This window comes from Geoalkalibacter subterraneus, assembly GCF_000827125.1.
GTDB classification, from domain to species: Bacteria; Desulfobacterota; Desulfuromonadia; order Desulfuromonadales; family Geoalkalibacteraceae; genus Geoalkalibacter_A; species Geoalkalibacter_A subterraneus.
In genome coordinates this window covers 3150328-3167698 of sequence record NZ_CP010311.1, presented here as the reverse complement: position 1 = coordinate 3167698, position 17371 = coordinate 3150328, and the positions used below count along the sequence as shown (strand labels likewise).

The following is a 17371-nucleotide window of genomic DNA, read 5'->3' as shown; positions in this document are numbered from 1 at the left end:
AATCTTTTTTTCTCCAAACCCCTTAAAGCCTTTCTCCGCGATCTCCGCGTCTTCGAGTGAGTGCAGCGAACGGGCGGTTCAAGCTTTTCTTCAACCCTTCTCCCACTCAAACCCGGCAATATTGCGTTGCTCCGAATCGAAATCGATACCGATCAGGTAGATATCCTTCCCCGTTCCCTGAAACTTGTGATGATAGCCGCGCGCTTTGATCTGCTCCAGGGCGCGCCCCTCGCCGTCGACCTTGAATTCAATGATGTAGATGCGGTTTTCCAGTTTCACGGTCAGGTCGATTCGCCCTTTGCTGGTTACATCCTCCGCGGTCAGATCCAGCCCCAGGCTTGCCAGGTAGGCATAGACCACGCTGGCGTAGTAGCCTTCATAGCTGCCGATGGTGTTGTTAACGTAGTTGGTGTAGGGGATTGAGGCGAACACGCCGGTCAGCGTATTTTCAAACTGCTGCAGATCGCCCTGCTTCAGACTGGTCAACAGTTCCTTTTTTGTCGGCAGGTTATTGCCGGAACCGGTCAGGTAGCGAACGATCACGTCGTTAAAAGAGATGGCGACTTCGCGGTTGGGAAATTTCAGGCTGTACTCGGTGCCGAAATCGGTCTGCTCAACGTGGTTGATACTCAGATATCCGGACTGAAACAAAATCGGTTCCAGCTCAATGTCCTCGATATCATAGCTGTCGATCAAGCCTTTGCTGACACGCAAATTGTCCAGCTTGGGAATATAATAATTATTCTTCCGGATCAGCTTGATCAGAAAAGTCGGCGTGCCGGTGGCAAACCAGTAGTTGTCAAAAACTTTATTGTTTTTTATGAATAGCAGAATGTCAAAAGGGTTGTAGACCCGATCCCCCAGGAAGTTGTAGCCGTTGTACCACTGGCGCACTCGCTCCATGTCGGCGCCGCGCAGGTGCTCTGCAAACACCGTCTCCAGGTCATGCTGAGTATAGCCGCACAAGGTGGCATAGTCGGGATTAAGGCTGATATCCTCCAGGTTGTTGAGCCCACTGAAAACAGAGACCTTGCTGAATTTGCTCACCCCGGTGAGAAACGCGAACCTGATGTATTCGTCGCTGTCCTTGATGATGGAGTAGAGGTCTTTGAGGACCTCGCGTCCCTGTTTGGCGACTTCGATCTGGTCGAGGTTGTCGACGATGAGCTTGTCGTATTCGTCCACAAGGATGACGACTTTTTGACCGTATTTCTGTTGGGCTTCCCAGATCAGCTGCTTGAAACATCCGCCGATATCCTGCGGATTTTTGCAGGAAAGGCCCAATCGCCGCTGGTTCTCCTCAAGGATGTTTCCGACATCCTGCTTCATATCCTCCAGGCTGCGCGCCACGCCGCCGAAGCTGATCTTGATGACCGGGTATCGGGTTTGCCAGTCCCACTTGTCCTCGATATCGAGCCCGGTAAAAAGCTCCTTGCGCCCTTCGAAGAGTGCCTGCAGGGTGGAAATCAGCAGGCTCTTTCCGAAACGACGCGGGCGGGCGAGAAAGTAGTATTTCCCCTCATCGATCAGGGTTCGAATCAGAGGAGTTTTGTCGACATAGGCATACCCTTCCTGACGGATCTCGCTGAAAGTCTGAATGCCGATGGGAAGTTTGGCCAGTCGGGTCATTTTGAATTCTCCGGTTGAGCGTGCATGAGAGTCGGCTGGGGCTGAGTGCATTGTAGTGATTCGAGTATAAAGCATCAAAGGGAAAAGGGAAAATCTTCACCGCTGAGGTCGCGGAGTACGCGGAGTAATCTTAAAGTCAAAATCCTGAACCACAGAGCACACTGAGAACACAGAGTAAAACCACAGAGAAATCTTTTTTTCTCCAAACCCCTTAAAGCCTTTCTCCGCGATCTCCGCGTCTTCGAGTGAGTGCAGCGAACGGGCGGTTCAAGCTTTTCTTCAACCCTTCTCCCACTCAAACCCGGCAATATTGCGTTGCTCCGAATCGAAATCGATACCGATCAGGTAGATATCCTTCCCCGTTCCCTGAAACTTGTGATGATAGCCACGTGCCTTGATCTGTTCCAGGGCGCGCCCCTCGCCGTCGACCTTGAATTCGATGATGTAGATGCGGTTTCCCAGTTTCACGGTCAGGTCGATGCGCCCTTTGCTGGTTACATCCTCCGCGGTCAAGTCCAGCCCCAGGCTTGCCAGGTAGGCGTAGATGACGCTGGCATAATATCCTTCATAGCTGCCGATGGTGTTGTTGACGTAGTTGTTGTAGGGGATCGAGGCGAACAGAGAGGCAAGGGTTTCTCTGAATCCTTCGATATTACCCTCTTCCAGCATGAGGTAGAGTTCGTCCTGAAACCGTCCTCTCTGCTCTTTATGATCGGTCAGGTAATTGATGATCATATCGGTGAAAGAAAGCAGCACCTCTTTGTTGGGAAAGTCCAGTACATACTGATACCCGCCCCGTCGCATCTGTTCGACTGCGCGAATGGTCAGATAGCCGGCTTGAAAAAGGAGCGGCTCAAGTTCGAGGTCCTCGATATCATAGCTGTCGATCAAGCCTTTGCTGACACGCAAATTGTCCAGCTTGGGAATATAATAATTATTCTTCCGGATCAGCTTGATCAGAAAAGTCGGCGTGCCGGTGGCGAACCAGTAGTTGTCAAAAACTTTATTGTTTTTTATGAATAGCAGAATGTCAAAAGGATTGTAGACCCGATCCCCCAGGAAGTTGTAGCCGTTGTACCACTGGCGCACTCGCTCCATGTCGGCGCCGCGCAGGTGCTCGGCAAACACCGTCTCCAGGTCATGCTGAGTATAGCCGCACAAGGTGGCATAGTCGGGATTAAGGCTGATATCCTCCAGGTTGTTGAGCCCACTGAAAACGGAGACCTTGCTGAATTTGCTCACCCCGGTGAGAAACGCGAACCTGATGTATTCGTCGCTGTCCTTGATGATGGAGTAGAGGTCTTTGAGGACCTCGCGTCCCTGTTTGGCGACTTCGATCTGATCGAGGTTGTCGACGATGAGCTTGTCGTATTCGTCCACAAGGATGACGACTTTTTGACCGTATTTCTGTTGGGCTTCCCAGATCAGCTGCTTGAAACATCCGCCGATATCCTGCGGATTTTTGCAGGAAAGGCCCAATCGCCGCTGGTTCTCCTCAAGGATGTTTCCGACATCCTGCTTCATATCCTCCAGGCTGCGCGCCACGCCGCCGAAGCTGATCTTGATGACCGGGTACTGGATGCCCCAGTCCCACTTGTCCTCGATATCGAGCCCGGTAAAAAGCTCCTTGCGCCCTTCGAAGAGTGCCTGCAGGGTGGAAATCAGCAGGCTCTTTCCGAAACGGCGCGGGCGGGCAAGGAAATAGTAATTCCCCTCTTCGATCAGGGTGTGCACCAAAGGAGTCTTGTCGACATAGGCATAATCATCTTCGCGAATCTTGGCGAAGGTCTGAATGCCGATGGGAAGTTTGGCCAGTCGGGTCATTTTGAATTCTCCGGTTGAGCGTGCATGAGAGTCAGCTGGTGTTAATTGCCACGAAAAATGAATTGGAGAGGGCATGAAATTGTCAGTTTGAGTTGACCATTTTGTAGAGATTGTCAGAGACTATGAGCTTGTTGCGGAAGGCTCTTTTTTGACACCGTCGATAGAAAGCGGGCGGAGAGTTTTGACGAACTCTCCGCCCTTTTACTTTCGGGGCCAACACCCCTGACCTACATGGAGCTTTAATGATATGGCCGGTGATTGTTGAACTCAAGCAAATTCTTGAAATGGGTCGGAGCTATCCCTGGCCAAGGCCGCAGAGCTGCCCGCGTTGCAGCAACTGGCGGGTCTGGGGACATGGCTACGTCGCCCGCTATTTTGAGGGATATGGCCAAGCCCTGCTGATGAAGTGTTATCGTTGCCCGGCGTGCGGTTGCGTCATCACTTTGCGACCTGACTCCCATTTTTCCCGTATCCACACCTCCCGAGAGAGCATCCGTGATCATCTCGACGAGCGACTGGCCCATGGTCGCTGGCCGCCCTCGGCTCTGCCGCGCTCGCGCTTGCGGCATTGGTTGGCCAATCTGCGCCGACAGGTTCAGGCGCATCTGACCAACCGTTGGCGATGGGGGCTATTGGCGGGGTTCGATGCGCTGCTGCGTCAGGGCCGGGTTCCCGTGGCCCGGGTCAGTTAAACCGGGAAGGTCACTGCACAGCGACCACCCCAGTGACGTCGGCCGGTGATCCGTTTTTCCTCTTGGTTTAGGGTGCCTGCAAACCCTTATCAAGGAGGAAACGATGACCGAAGAACAGAAGCAAGCGGTGGCGGTCTTCCGCTACGGTGTGATTGCCGATTTTGTCGGCGCCACCCGACTGGATCGAGGTGAGCGGGAGGCCCTGCTCAGGGAGAAGTGCGCTCGCAAGTGGCAGATTCCGCATTCAGGACGGACTCGGATTAGCCGTAGCACCATTACCCGCTGGATCCAGAGATACACGGGATACGGCCGCCGTCTTGAATCGCTGTATCCACAGGATCGTACCGATTGCGGGAGTGTGCGGGCGATCGATGAAGAGACCGGCCTGGCACTGCAGGAACTGCGTCGCCAGTTGCCCAAAATGCCGGTTCCGGAATTGACCCGGATTCTGCATGAACGCTGGCTTGTGAGCTCTGATCGGTCTGTCAGCCAGAGCACGGTGTACCGGTTTTTACATCAGCACAATCTGATGACAGAGCAACCGGCCGCGGCCGCCGACCGGCGCAAGTTCGAAGCCGAACTGCCCAACGATCTGTGGCAGTCCGATGTCATGCACGGCCCGCACGTAACGGTTGGCAACAAGCAGCGCAAGAGTTATCTGATCGCCTTCATCGATGATCATTCCCGGCTTATTCCTCATGCGGCGTTTTATCCATCGGAAGCCCTGGCCCCCTTCATGGAAGCCTTCCAGAGTGCCCTAGGCAAACGAGGTATCCCGCGCAAACTCTATGTCGACAACGGCTCGGCCTTCCGTTCCCGTCAGCTGGAGTATACCTGTGCCGCCCTGGGCATCGCCCTGATCCATGCCAAGCCCTATCAGCCCCAGGGCAAGGGCAAGATCGAACGCTTCTTCCGCACCGTGCGCACCCAGTTCCTGCCGGGGTTTACCGGGCAGACGCTGGAGCAGATCAATGGGGCGTTCGAGCGGTGGCTGGAACAGACTTATCATCAGCGTCGTCATAGCTCCACCGGGCAAAGTCCCTTACAGCGTTTTACCGCCCACATGCACTGTCTGCGCGCCGCGCCACACAACCTGACGGATTCCTTCCGCAAAACAGCACGCCGCCGTGTCAACAAGGATCGCTCCGTGGTGCTCGACAAGCGCCTGTTCGAGGCGCCGGTCGATCTGATCGGCAAACGGGTCGAACTGCTCTACCACGAACAAAGCCCCGAGCAGGTGGAGGTGCGTTTCTCCGGACAATCCTACGGCAACCTGCGACCGATCGATCTACAGGTTAACAGTCGGGTCAAGCGGGATCGAAACGGCCAGGTCGAACTCGTCGGGGAGGCCCGCTCTGACGGAGGGACTCCTGTTGAGAAAGCCATCACGCAAAGCGGCGAGTTGTGGGAGGACGCGTAATGCCAGAGAACTATCGCCATTGTTTCGGGCTGCACAAAGAGCCCTTTGCCGCCGATATCCCCCGTCAGGAGATTCTGGTGACCAGAACCCTCACCGCCGTCTGCGACCGCATCCACTATGCCATCAGCCTGGGAGCCCTCGCTCTGATCACTGGTGAAATCGGCAGCGGCAAATCCACGGCGCTGCGCTACGTCATCGGGGATTTCCATCCTTCGGAGTACAGGGTTCTCTCGGTCACCGCCACCTCCGGCTCCATTCTCGAACTCTATCGTCAGATTCTGGCTGAGCTGGGAGTCGAAAACGCCGGAGCGTCCCGCGCCAAAATGACCCGCCGGATCAAACAGGAGGTGCTGGATCTGACCCTGGGCAAGAAGATGAAACTGGCCCTGATGATCGATGAAGCTTCTTTGCTCCGACTGGAGGTGTTTGCCGAACTGCACACCCTCACCCAGTTTGAACAGGATTCCAAACCGTTTCTGCCGATCATCCTGGCGGGACAGGCCAACTTGATCGACAACCTCAGCTATCGTAACAGCCAGCCCCTGGCCTCACGCGTGGTTGCCCGCTGCCACCTCAGTGGCATCGACCAGAACACCATGCAAGAGTACCTGCTCCATCACCTAAAGATCGCCGGCGTCAAGCAGATGCTCTTTGATGACGCCGCGGTTACCGCTATTCACCAGGGCTCTGGAGGTCTGTTCCGCAAAGCCAATCATCTCGCCAGAGGTGCGCTGGTTGCCGCGGCAAAAGCACAAGAGTCCGTCGTGTCTGCCGAGCATGTGCGCCGGGCGGCGACAGAACTGTTCTAAAAAGGGAGAGCGCAATGAATATCTATGAAGAGGAAGATCTGGAGCAAAAGCTCGATGAGCTGACCGATCTGATGGGGCGAATCGTTCTTGATCTGCTCCTGGTCAGCCTGCGCAAGATCAATAAGGAACAGCAGGTGTATGGCGAATTTGTCGAAACCAGAGGACCGTCAAGAGCCATCAACGATCCCGAATAATCTAAACGTCGGGGGCAACCCGAGTTGCCCCCGTTCGCCAAAAGTCCGAATAAGGTGACAAACTCGCAAATGGTGCCAAATAATCAGAAAAGGTAAGTCCGAATAAAATGGGAATCAACAGCTGGGGCTGAGTGCATTGTAGTGATTCGAGTATAAAGCATCAAAGGGAAAAGGGAAAATCTTCACCGCTGAGGTCCCGGGTTCGCGGAGAAATTTTAAATTCAAAAGCTTGAACCACAGAGTACACTGAGAGCACAGAGGAAAAGCCACAGAGAGAATCTTTTTGACAATTTTTTTTTTGCTTCCTTCTTCACTTCTCCCTGGTTTCTCTGTGTCCTCCGTGATCTCGAGTGAGCGCAGCGAACGGGCGGTTCAAGGCCCTTGCTCTTCCAGCTTTCTGTCCGACAAACTCCTTACCCCGCCAAGCCAACCCACAATGCAATCAACCTTGTGATCTCCTGAAGCTGGCGGTCCTGAAGCCGTCCGATTTTTTGTCCCAATTTGGTTCTCGGAAGAGTCATGATCTTGTCAACCTGGACTTGTGATGGAACAGACAAGCCGTTTTCAGTGTGGGGTTCAACCTGGTAGCGGAAGAGGGGGGTCTGCTGCAGATGACTGCTCAGCAGGCAGATCGTGACGCTGGGATGTTCGGCAAACAGATCAGATTGGATGATCAGTGCCGGTCGAGGTTTGCCATAAGCCCCCGGCGGCGCAACCAATACGAGATCCCCTCGTTTCATTCTTCGCTCCAGTCGGCCATTTCAGCAAGCTGCTCCAACTCACGCACCTCTTCGGGATCATTACGGATGATTCGTGACTGCCGGCGGCATTCTTCGGAAAATCCCGGAATACGAGTATCCGGAACCCAGATTTGGACAGCCTTGAGGCCGGCTGCACGCATCCTGCGGCGGTGGGTTTTTACTCGATCTTTGGATGTTTTCGCATGACAGGGCATTTGGTCCTCCTTTATTGTTACATGTAACAATAGCATGATGCTGCTTAAAGGCAAAGCCCTTAGGCCAAAAGCTTGAACCATAGAGCACACTGAGAACACAGAGGAAAAGCCACAGAGAGAATCTTTTTGACAATCTTTTTTTGCTTCCTCCTTCCCTTCTCCCATGTTTTCTTTGTGCCCTCTGTGATCTCTAGAGAACGAAGTGAACGGGTGGTTCAAGCGTTTAGAAGGTTTTCTCCTCACCCCTCCCGCCTCACTCCTCACCGGGGGACCACAATCTTGGCCCCTCTCTTGCAAAATCACGCTTAGGAATCACAAGTAAAAGCCCATTGTGAGTCAAAAAAATGTCTTTAGGTTGGACTGATTTGATTCTGACCCCTAGGGAGACGGAATGTCGACATCTGGTGTGGAAAGTTTAGGCCCTTTTATCACTAATCGGTTTGGTGATCGGTATTTGTATGAGGTCAATCGCAGTGCGTTTGATCAGGTTGGTTCTACTGCGGTCTATCAAAAATATTTCGGTGAGGATCTGTTTCAATCTAACCGCCTTTTTGTGGTCGTGGGAACCGACTCAGGGCTTCTCTTACAGCATATACAGAAACAACACTTCCCAGATGGGACTCGATATCTTTTTGTAGAGTTGCCGGCAGTCATTGAGGCGCTACGGGCAGAGGGGAAACTTCAAGATCTTCCCGAACGAATAAGGGTGGTTTCGCTGGAAGAGGCCTGGACGCAGGCCGAGGATTTTCAACTCCAGAACTACCTTTTCCTTGGCGCTGTTTTTCTGCGTGAATCCCTTGCGGCGATGGATTCCTATTTGCCGGGCTATCGTGAACTGTCCAATCATCTCAGTGAGCAGCTACAGGCCATAGAGTGGGCTGTGCGCGGTGGTTTGGGGTGTAAGGACTTCATTTTGCGGCAGCTTGAGAACCTGGGTGAGAACCGTATTCCCGCAATCCACCTGAAGGATAGGTACTGCGGGAAAACAGCTGTAATTCTTGGCGGCGGCCCTTCTTTGGATGAGTTGCTTCCATGGGTCCGCGATCATCAAGATGAGCTGGCTGTTTTTGCTGTGTCCCGTATCAGCAGACGTCTTTTGGAGTTCGGTCTCACTCCTCACCTGATCTTTTCCGTCGATCCCCACGATGTCAGCTTCGATGTCAGTAAAGAGATGTTGAATTTTTGGGATAAATCCCTTTTTGTTCATTCCTATCATGTTTCTCCCAAGCTGCTAGGCCAATGGCGCGGCCGTTCTGTCTATGTCGGCGCGCGGTATCCATGGGGGACCAAAGCCAACCCGGAAAATCTCGATACCCCTGGCCCTACAGTGACGAACACGGCTTTGTCATTAGCGGTACAGATGGGTTTTTCTCAGGTTGTTCTTGCTGGCGTTGACCTATGCTTTAACAAGGAAGGGATGACTCATGCAAGTGGGAGCAATGAAAGTGCCGCAGGCCCGAAGCTTGACAATGTCCTAACGGTTGAAACCAATGGGGGGTGGCACGCCGAAACAGGCCCTGATTATTTCAAGGCAATGGAGATATTGGATCAGCAGGCAGCCCTTGCAAGGGATGCAGGTTGCAGAATTATCAATCCAGCCGCCGGCGCGGCTAAAATGGAGCATATCGAGTTTCTCCCTGTGGAAAATCTTGAGTATGAACCCCTTGACCGGCCCATGCTTCCTGGAGTGTTCGATTTTCTTCCCGAAGAAGATGTAGAAACAAGAACCGCTCACTATCAGTCAGTTCTACAAGAATTAGAGTGTGTCCAGAACGATCTGGAAAAAATAAAGGACCTGGCAGGTGAAGCGCTTTATTGCAATAAAGGTCTTTTTGGTCGAAGTGGCAAAAAAGCCAATTTTAAATACAAATTGCGCATGGATAAAATTGAAAAAAGATTGAATCAGGAATTTTCAGAATTGATTTCGTTGGTAAAGAAGTTTGGAATAGAAGATTTTATCCAGGTGACTCGTTTAGATAACGAAAAAGAATGGAGCGATGAAGAGATCGAGAAAACGGCGGATACCTACTATAGTGCGTATAAAAACAGTGCCTCTCGCCTTTTGAACGCCGTCAAATCTTCAATTAGTCGAATCTCAATTCGAGAATCGGAAGAATCGTCTCTCAATGATTTTGGTTCATTATGTGAGCAATGGCTGAATGATGGACAGCCGGGGAGATTTTATGTCTGGCGTGATCGTTATCCTGACTTAAAGGATGATGACCTGGATTCTTCCACGGAAAACTTAAAGGCCCAATTTGACAAAGATATGAATGCCGTAGAAACGGTTCAGGCCAAACGCACTCGACAGATGAGAAGTCTGGGGCCACTTCGTGGTAAGGCCGTGCGCCTGTATAAAAATGGGGACAAGGCCGGACTTGCCCGCATTTCAGATGCGCTTTCCAAACATGAGAATCAGGAAGAGGCGCCTTCTTTAAGGGCCCTTATCCAAGGGTATCTGGCAGAAATCAATGATAACCCTGATTTGGCGTTAGAGTGTTACCAGGAGTTGATCGGTGAAAGCTTCAATGCTTTAACCGAAGATGCCCTTCGGCGGATCGCTTCAATCTCCCTGCAGTCAGGGCAGTTGGAATACGCAAAACTTGCCCTTGAATGCCTTGCCGGCGCAATTTTTGTGTATAAGCCCCAATATGCAGATCTTTTGCGCTTACTTGGACAAAATCAGGCCGCGGCCGATCTATATGTCGACTACCTGGAGCGCGTCCCCTCTGATCTTGGTGTCTTGATTAAGCTTGGGCGACTTTATCTCTCCATGGGTGTTTCTGATGTGGCCAGGCAGGTTTTTCAGATGGCCCTGGAACAGGATCCAGAAAATTATGCTATCGAAGAATTAATTTCAGACTGCGGGTAATTTGGGCTTGAGCGGTTCTTGGAGGAGGGCTCTTTGTTGATCAGGGATAAAAAAATTCTGGTGACTGGTGCCGACGGTTTTATCGGTTCTCATCTGACAGAAATGCTCGTTGAAAGAGGCGCCAGGGTTAAAGCCCTGAGTTGTTATAACTCATTCAACTCATGGGGATGGCTGGAGGCCATTGATTGCCTTGACCGGATAGAGGTTGTTAGTGGGGATGTGCGCGATGCCCATTTCTGCAGGCACATCACTAAAGACGTCGATATTGTGTTTCATCTCGCCGCCCTGATCGCCATTCCCTTCTCGTATGTCGCGCCAGAGAGTTATCTTGATACCAATGTCCGGGGGACTTTGAACATCTGTCAGGCCGCTTTGGACAACGGTTGCCAGCGGGTCATACACACCTCGACCAGCGAAGTTTACGGCACGGCGCAATATGTCCCGATCGATGAAAAGCATCCTTTGCAGCCCCAATCGCCTTACAGTGCCAGCAAAATGGGAGCAGATGCAATGGCGATGAGTTTTTACAACTCTTTCGATTTGCCTCTGGTTGTCGCACGCCCGTTCAACACCTACGGCCCTCGCCAATCAGCGCGGGCCGTGATCCCGACCATCATCACCCAGATTGCTTCCGGCCAGAAGGCCATCAAGCTTGGCGATGTCACGCCAACCCGCGATTTCAACTATGTGGCTGATACTTGCGATGGCTTCATTGCCCTGGCTCAGTGTGATGACGCCATCGGAAAAACCGTTAATATCGGATCTAATTTTGAAATTTCAATTGGCGATACGCTGAATTTGATCCGTGAAATTATGGGAAGCGATGTTGAATTCCTCACCGATGAAGAACGGCTGCGTCCAGGAAAATCTGAAGTTTTCCGCCTCTGGTGTGATAATTCGCTGATTCATGGTCTGACGGATTTTACACCCGCCCACACATTGCGAGAGGGACTCGCTAAGACCATCGACTGGTTTTTGCGTCCTGAAAATCTCGCGCGCTACAAGAGTCATATCTACAATGTTTGAACCCATCCTTGATTGCATACGGCAAAGGTTTCCCACCACGGGACCGATTGTTCTGCACGAGCCCTGTTTCAAGGGCGAGGAAAAAGCTTATGCTCTCGAATGCATCGCCTCTACCTTTGTGTCCAGTGTTGGCCAATATGTGGATGACTTCGAAAGGCGGGTCGCGGATTTTGTGGGCAGCCGTTATGCCGTTGCGGTTGTTAACGGCACCCAGGCTCTGTTTATCGCCCTGCGTTTGATTGGTGCTCGTCCGCAAAGCGAGGTGATCACTCAGTCACTGAGTTTTGTTGCCACTGCCAATGCGGTTGTGCACACGGGGTCCCGCCCGGTTTTTGTTGATGTGGATCTCGATACTCTGGGATTGTCGCCTCAGGCTCTTGCTGAATTTTTGAAGGGAAACGCCGAGCGCAGGGGAGGGCAAACCGTCAACAAACGGACCGGCTTGCCGATCGTTGGCTGCGTGCCGATGCATACCCTTGGGCACCCTTGCCGCATCGACGAGATCCGGGAGGTATGTGACCAGTACGACATTGCCGTTGTCGAAGATGCCGCAGAGAGCCTTGGCAGCTATTACAAAAGTCGACACACAGGTACCTTTGGCCATCTAGGTATCTTCAGTTTTAATGGCAACAAGATTATTACGACGGGCGGGGGTGGCATGTTGGTGACCGACGATCAGCAACTGGCGCAGCGAGCAAAACACCTTACGACAACCGCCAAACGCCCTCATCGTTGGGAATTCGTTCATGACGAAAGCGGTTACAATTTTCGCCTGCCCAATCTTAATGCGGCTCTGGGAGTGGCCCAGATGGAGCAACTGGATAAATTCGTTGCCAACAAGCGGCAGTTGGCAGAGGAATACCGTGCTGGATTTTCTGGGCTTGGGGTGCCGTTTTTCACTGAACCGAGCGATGCGAAGTCAAATTATTGGCTTAATGCGCTGCTTCTGGATGGCGAAAAAGAACGGGATCAATTTCTGCGGTTCAGCAATGATCGACAAATCATGACACGCCCCTTGTGGCGCCCTATGCACAAGCTTGACATGTACCAGGATTGTCAGCGTGGGCCTCTCCCCCATACGGAGCATCTTTATGCCCGTTTGGTGAATATCCCCAGCAGCGTGCGCCTATGAATAAACCGGAGATCATTCTCGTTGGAGGTGGTGGGCACTGTCGTTCGTGCATCGATGTCGTCGAACAGCAGGGACACTACCGCATTGCCGGTGTCCTGGATCTCCCGGAAAAGATCGGGCAGAAAGTGCTGGGATATCCGATCATTGGGGGCGACGAGGATCTTCCTCGGCTTGCCAAGCAGTATAGGTATTTTCTGGTCACTCTCGGACAGATCAAGAGCCCGGCGCGGCGCGTCGCAATTTTTGAACAACTCAAAGGGCTGGGCGCTCAGCTTCCTGCCATATTTTCTCCCCGCGCTTATGTGTCGCGTCATGCCATTGTGGGAGAAGGTACGATCGTAATGCATGGCGCCCTGGTCAATGCCGGAGCCCAGGTGGGCCGAAACTGCATTATCAATACGTTTTGCCTGCTGGAGCACGATGCCGCCATCGGCGATCACTGTCATATCTCCACTGCAGCGATCATCAATGGTGGTACGGCGGTTGCAGAAAAGACTTTTGTCGGAAGCAACACCGTTACTCGCGAAGGAATCAGCATTGGCACCAACTGTATCATCGGCGGCGGAGTTGCTGTTTTACAGAACATCCCTTGCGAAACTATCTTTACAGGGAAGAAACCATCTTGAACTCTCGGGTTTTCATTATCGCCGAAGCGGGCGTGAACCATAACGGCAGTATGGACATGGCCAGAAAGCTGGTGGATGCAGCTGCCGAGGCTGGGGCGGATGCCGTCAAGTTTCAGACTTTTCGGGCAGAAAGCCTTGTGCGCCGTGATGCCGCCAAAGCTGACTACCAGAAAGCGACCACGACACCTGAAGAGTCGCAGTTCGACATGATCCGCAGACTCGAACTCGATGAGGGCGCCCATCGGGAACTTATGGCGCACTGCCACCGCCGCAATATTCTTTTCCTTTCTTCTCCCTTCGATCTGGAGAGTATTGATCTTTTGTCTGCCCTGGGTCTTGAGATCTTCAAGATTCCTTCGGGAGAAATTACCAATCTGCCTTACCTCCGTCGCGTCGGGCAGCTGGGCAGGCGCATCATTCTTTCAACAGGGATGGCCGACCTCGATGAAGTCTCTGCGGCGCTTGATGTGCTGGTTTCCGCAGGAGCCGATAAAGAAAAAATTACACTGCTGCACTGCAATACGGAATATCCAACGCCCATGGAAGACGTGAACCTGCGTGCCATGAGGACTCTTGGCACGGCATTCGAGACACCCTTTGGTTACTCGGATCACACACTGGGAATCGAGATCCCTGTTGCAGCAGTTGCTTTGGGCGCCACCGTCATCGAAAAGCATTTCACCCTTGACTGCACCCTTGAGGGACCCGATCACCGAGCCTCTTTGGAGCCTAACGAACTGGCCGCGATGGTTAGAGCGATCCGCAATGTCAGCATGGCTCTGGGCACCGGTATCAAGGCGCCGACACCTTCGGAAAAGCGCAATATCCCGATTGCCCGCAAAAGTATTGTGGCCGCACAGGCTATTCGCAAGGGGGAGGAGTTCACTGAAAAGAATCTTGCGGTGAAGCGCCCCGCGCAGGGCTTAAGTCCCATGCGGTGGGACGAAGTTCTAGGCAATCTGGCCGGCAAAGATTTTGTGCTTGACGAACCGATCATTCTGCCATGAAAAAAGTCTGCGTATTTACCGGGAGCCGAGCTGAATATGGTTTGCTCAAACCATTGATGGAACACTTCAGCGATGATCCGCATATCGAACTTCAGACGTTGGTGAGCGGCATGCACCTTGCCCCTGAGTTCGGCTTGACTATTCATGAGATTGAACGCGATGGCTTTCTCATCAATGAAGCCATTGACATGCTGTTGAGTTCCGATACACCGGCCGGATTGTGCAAATCGACGGGACTCGGTCTTATTGGGTATTCTGATGCGTTGGTGCGTCTCGCTCCCCATGTTCTGGTGGTTCTGGGAGATCGTTTCGAAGCCATGGCTGCCGCGACTGCCGCAACCTTTCACGGTATTCCCATTGCGCACTTGCATGGAGGCGAAAGCACCCAAGGGGCGGTAGACGAGTCTTTCCGCCACGCGATTACCAAAATGAGTTACCTGCACTTTGCGGCAACAGAAGAATATCGGCGTCGTATCATTCAACTCGGTGAAAATCCAAGTCGGGTTTTTAACGTAGGTGCCATAGGGCTGGATGTTATTGAGAGGTTGGCTTTTCTTTCGCGAGAAGAACTCGAGTCTGAATTGGGGTTCAAATTTGGTGAGAGCAACCTTTTGATCACCTTTCACCCTGTAACTCTCGAAAACCAATCCTCAGAGCATCAATTCAAAGAGCTACTGCAGGCTGTTGACCAACTTGCTTCTACAAAGGTGATTTTCACCAAGTCCAACGCCGATACTCACGGGCGTGTGATCAACCAACTGATCGACCGCTACGTCGCTGAAAACCATCAGCGCGCAACCGCCTCAACTTCTCTGGGTCAGTTACGTTACCTCAGTGTGTTGCGACTGGTAGATGCGGTAGTTGGCAACAGTAGCAGCGGTATTATTGAGGCACCGTCCCTTGGCGTTCCTACGGTCAACATTGGAGACCGCCAAAAAGGTCGTACCAAACCCGCCAGTGTCATCGATTGCGCCCCCGAGGCTGCGGAAATACTTGAGGCCTGTCGGCTTGCTTTTACAAAAAAATTAAAGAAAATCGCCCAGGCGTCCGAAAATCCCTACAGGCAGAAGAATACCGCAAGGCGGATCGCGGAAATCATCAGTTCGGCCGAAATAGCTGATCTGAAGAAGTCTTTTTTCGATCTGCCGCAGGATTGCTTCAGGGGGTTATCATGAGGAGCGCAAAAAAACTTTCCGTCAGTCCCGGTGCCACCATTCGCCAGGTTCTGGAAACCATTGACAAAGGGAACATGCAGATCGCCTTGGTGGTTGAAGAGAATCTTTTTTTGGGAACAATCACCGATGGCGACATCCGCCGTGGGTTCCTCAAGGGAAAAGGATTGGATGATCCAATCGAAGGGCTTTACAACACGAATCCGGTCAAGGGCTATCTCAGTCAGCCCAAGGATGATCTGGTCCAGCTAGCGTTGGCTCGCGGCGTTAAGCAGTTGCCGATGATTGATGATGAGGGCAGACTTGTCGGCATTGAAATGATCGATGACTATCTGCGCGTTTCGGAAAAGCCCAATGTCGTCGTGCTGATGGCTGGCGGCCTCGGCACCCGCTTGCGGCCGCTGACGGTAGATACCCCCAAGCCTATGCTGACGGTTGGTTCGAAGCCGATTCTCGAGACAATTATCGAGAATTTTTCCCGCTATGGGTTCCGAAATTTTTTCCTGAGTGTCAACTACAAAGCCGAAAAGATTCGTGAATACTTTGGTGATGGGCACAAACAAGGGGTACGCATCGGATACCTGAACGAAAAAAATCGCCTTGGCACTGCAGGAGCACTCGGAATGCTGCCCAAAGAGATTGATTCACCGGTCATCGTCATGAATGGTGATTTGCTGACCAATGTCAATTTTGAGCATCTCCTCAATTACCATGTGCTCACCGGGGCCGATGCGACTATGTGTGTTCGGGAATATGAAGTACAGGTTCCTTATGGTGTCGTGCATACAGAAGGTGCAACCATTGAGTCGATCGTTGAAAAGCCAACACACCAGTATTATGTCAATGCGGGGATTTATGTACTCAATCCAGAGACACTCAAAATTATCCCGCCTGGGGAATTTTTTGATATGCCCCAATTATTTCAGAATTTGATTGAGGCAAAGCAAAAGGTCTGCTCATTTCCGATTCGTGAATACTGGATGGATATCGGCCAGCCCCGTGATTTTGAACAGGCCAACAACGATTACGAAGAGGTCTTTCATGTATGAAGGACGGCGGATCCTAGCTGTTATTCCGGCAAGGGGAGGGAGCAAGGGCCTGCCGGGCAAGAACATCCGGGAGCTCGCCGGGAAGCCCCTCATTGCCTGGAGCATCGAGGCCGGTCGGCAGTCGCGTTATGTGGACCAACTGGTTGTTTCCACCGACAGTAAAGAAATCGCCCAAATCGCCGAACTTTGGGGAGGGGATGCGCCTTTCCTGCGCCCAGCCGATCTGGCGACGGATGAAGCTAAGGGGATCGATGCGATTCTCCATGCCGTTCATTGGCACCGCGAGAGGGGTGAGTCCTTCGATCTCGTTCTCGTGTTGCAGCCGACTTCTCCCCTGAGGACGGCGGGGGATATTGACCGTGCCGTTGAACTTCTTTTTGAAAAAAGCGCCAGCGCCATCGTCTCGGTCTGCCCGACGGGCCACCATCCCTGGTGGGCCAACACCCTCCCCGAAGACGGCAGCATGAAGAATTTTCTGCGGCCGGGGGTAATGAATACCAACCGCCAGGAATTGCCTGAATTCTGTCGGCTTAACGGGGCCATTTATCTAGCCTATATCCAATTTCTTGAAAAGACTTTCTCCTTCATTGCCGATGGGACTTTCGCCTATGTGATGCCTGCAGAGGCATCTGTAGATATCGACAAGATGCTCGATCTGCATCTCGCCGAAATTCTGCTGAAGGAGCGAAAAAGAAAATCGTTGGCGTAAAAACACCGCTCAATTCAAACCTCCCGTCTTATTCCTCTCTAGCGCATCAGAAACCAGCTTGTTCTCAAAAATAAAGCCGCCTCCCAAACCTTTTGAAACTTTTTACTAAATTTTTCTTTGGACGGTGCCGATAAAAGAACCGTGAGCGGGAAACAAAGGACAAAGGAGGTGAGGAAAAAAGTTTTTGATCAGGATTTCTCCCGCAAACGCGAATATTACCAATCATCTAAGGGCATGGATGCCCGCAAACTTACT

Annotated in this window: 16 protein-coding genes; 12 read left to right on the top strand and 4 right to left on the bottom strand. The window is 52.2% G+C overall.

Annotated features, from left to right (window positions below; all coding sequences use genetic code 11):
• Positions 1–90: 90 nt before the first annotated feature.
• Together GSUB_RS14775 and GSUB_RS14770 are read right to left on the bottom strand one after the other, a co-directional pair.
• Positions 91–1629 carry an ATP-binding protein gene (locus GSUB_RS14775; RefSeq protein WP_200890152.1) on the bottom strand — a complete coding sequence of 513 codons (1539 nt, stop codon included), beginning with the start codon at positions 1627–1629 and terminating at the stop codon, positions 91–93.
• Between the two features lie 279 nt (positions 1630–1908).
• Positions 1909–3453, bottom strand: coding sequence for an ATP-binding protein (locus tag GSUB_RS14770; RefSeq protein WP_200890151.1), 1545 nt, complete (start codon positions 3451–3453; stop codon positions 1909–1911).
• Positions 3454–3695: 242 nt separating this feature from the next.
• On the opposite strand from GSUB_RS14770, the gene GSUB_RS14765 reads away from it, so the two are divergent.
• The 4 genes from GSUB_RS14765 to GSUB_RS14750 all read left to right on the top strand — a co-directional run bounded on the left by GSUB_RS14765 (position 3696) and on the right by GSUB_RS14750 (position 6568).
• Positions 3696–4145 (top strand): hypothetical protein, encoded by a 450-nt coding sequence (locus GSUB_RS14765; protein WP_040201482.1) that lies wholly within the window; start codon positions 3696–3698, stop codon positions 4143–4145.
• A 103-nt stretch (positions 4146–4248) separates the two neighbouring features.
• A complete protein-coding gene (locus tag GSUB_RS14760; RefSeq protein ID WP_052464977.1) occupies positions 4249–5565 on the top strand; it encodes a DDE-type integrase/transposase/recombinase in 1317 nt (438 codons plus the stop codon).
• Complete coding sequence (locus GSUB_RS14755) at positions 5565–6374, top strand: ExeA family protein (protein ID WP_040201481.1); 810 nt, start codon at positions 5565–5567, stop codon at positions 6372–6374. The genes GSUB_RS14760 and GSUB_RS14755 overlap by 1 nt, the downstream gene beginning before the upstream one ends.
• 14 nt (positions 6375–6388) lie before the next feature.
• On the top strand, positions 6389–6568 hold the full coding sequence (locus tag GSUB_RS14750; RefSeq protein ID WP_040201480.1) for a hypothetical protein: 180 nt from the start codon (positions 6389–6391) through the stop codon (positions 6566–6568).
• Between the two features lie 413 nt (positions 6569–6981).
• On the opposite strand, the gene GSUB_RS14745 is transcribed toward GSUB_RS14750, so the two are convergent.
• Positions 6982–7308, bottom strand: a complete 327-nt coding sequence (locus GSUB_RS14745; protein WP_040201479.1) for a type II toxin-antitoxin system PemK/MazF family toxin — start codon at positions 7306–7308, stop codon at positions 6982–6984.
• Positions 7305–7523 carry an antitoxin MazE family protein gene (locus GSUB_RS14740; RefSeq protein WP_040201477.1) on the bottom strand — a complete coding sequence of 73 codons (219 nt, stop codon included), beginning with the start codon at positions 7521–7523 and terminating at the stop codon, positions 7305–7307. The genes GSUB_RS14745 and GSUB_RS14740 overlap by 4 nt, the downstream gene beginning before the upstream one ends.
• Before the next feature lie 391 nt (positions 7524–7914).
• Here GSUB_RS14740 and GSUB_RS14735 point away from each other — a divergent pair, with 391 nt between their 5' ends.
• Genes GSUB_RS14735 through GSUB_RS14700 form a run of 8 tightly spaced genes read left to right on the top strand, consistent with a single transcriptional unit; the run spans position 7915 to position 17116 of the window.
• Positions 7915–10395, top strand: coding sequence for a 6-hydroxymethylpterin diphosphokinase MptE-like protein (locus GSUB_RS14735; protein ID WP_040201476.1), 2481 nt, complete (start codon positions 7915–7917; stop codon positions 10393–10395).
• A 33-nt stretch (positions 10396–10428) separates the two neighbouring features.
• Positions 10429–11421: an NAD-dependent 4,6-dehydratase LegB gene (locus GSUB_RS14730; protein ID WP_200890150.1), complete on the top strand. Its 993-nt coding sequence runs from the start codon at positions 10429–10431 to the stop codon at positions 11419–11421.
• Positions 11414–12553 (top strand): LegC family aminotransferase, encoded by a 1140-nt coding sequence (locus GSUB_RS14725; protein WP_040201475.1) that lies wholly within the window; start codon positions 11414–11416, stop codon positions 12551–12553. Before GSUB_RS14730 ends, GSUB_RS14725 begins: the two co-directional genes overlap by 8 nt.
• The gene (locus tag GSUB_RS14720) at positions 12550–13179 is read left to right on the top strand and encodes an acetyltransferase (RefSeq protein ID WP_040201473.1); all 630 of its coding nucleotides are present in this window, start codon (positions 12550–12552) and stop codon (positions 13177–13179) included. The genes GSUB_RS14725 and GSUB_RS14720 overlap by 4 nt, the downstream gene beginning before the upstream one ends.
• A complete protein-coding gene (neuB, locus tag GSUB_RS14715) occupies positions 13176–14186 on the top strand; it encodes an N-acetylneuraminate synthase (RefSeq protein WP_040201471.1) in 1011 nt (336 codons plus the stop codon). Before GSUB_RS14720 ends, neuB begins: the two co-directional genes overlap by 4 nt.
• Positions 14183–15361: a UDP-N-acetylglucosamine 2-epimerase gene (neuC, locus tag GSUB_RS14710; RefSeq protein ID WP_040201470.1), complete on the top strand. Its 1179-nt coding sequence runs from the start codon at positions 14183–14185 to the stop codon at positions 15359–15361. The genes neuB and neuC overlap by 4 nt, the downstream gene beginning before the upstream one ends.
• Complete coding sequence (locus GSUB_RS14705) at positions 15358–16407, top strand: nucleotidyltransferase family protein (protein WP_040201469.1); 1050 nt, start codon at positions 15358–15360, stop codon at positions 16405–16407. The genes neuC and GSUB_RS14705 overlap by 4 nt, the downstream gene beginning before the upstream one ends.
• Complete coding sequence (locus GSUB_RS14700; RefSeq protein ID WP_040201468.1) at positions 16400–17116, top strand: acylneuraminate cytidylyltransferase family protein; 717 nt, start codon at positions 16400–16402, stop codon at positions 17114–17116. The genes GSUB_RS14705 and GSUB_RS14700 overlap by 8 nt, the downstream gene beginning before the upstream one ends.
• Positions 17117–17371: the final 255 nt, after the last annotated feature.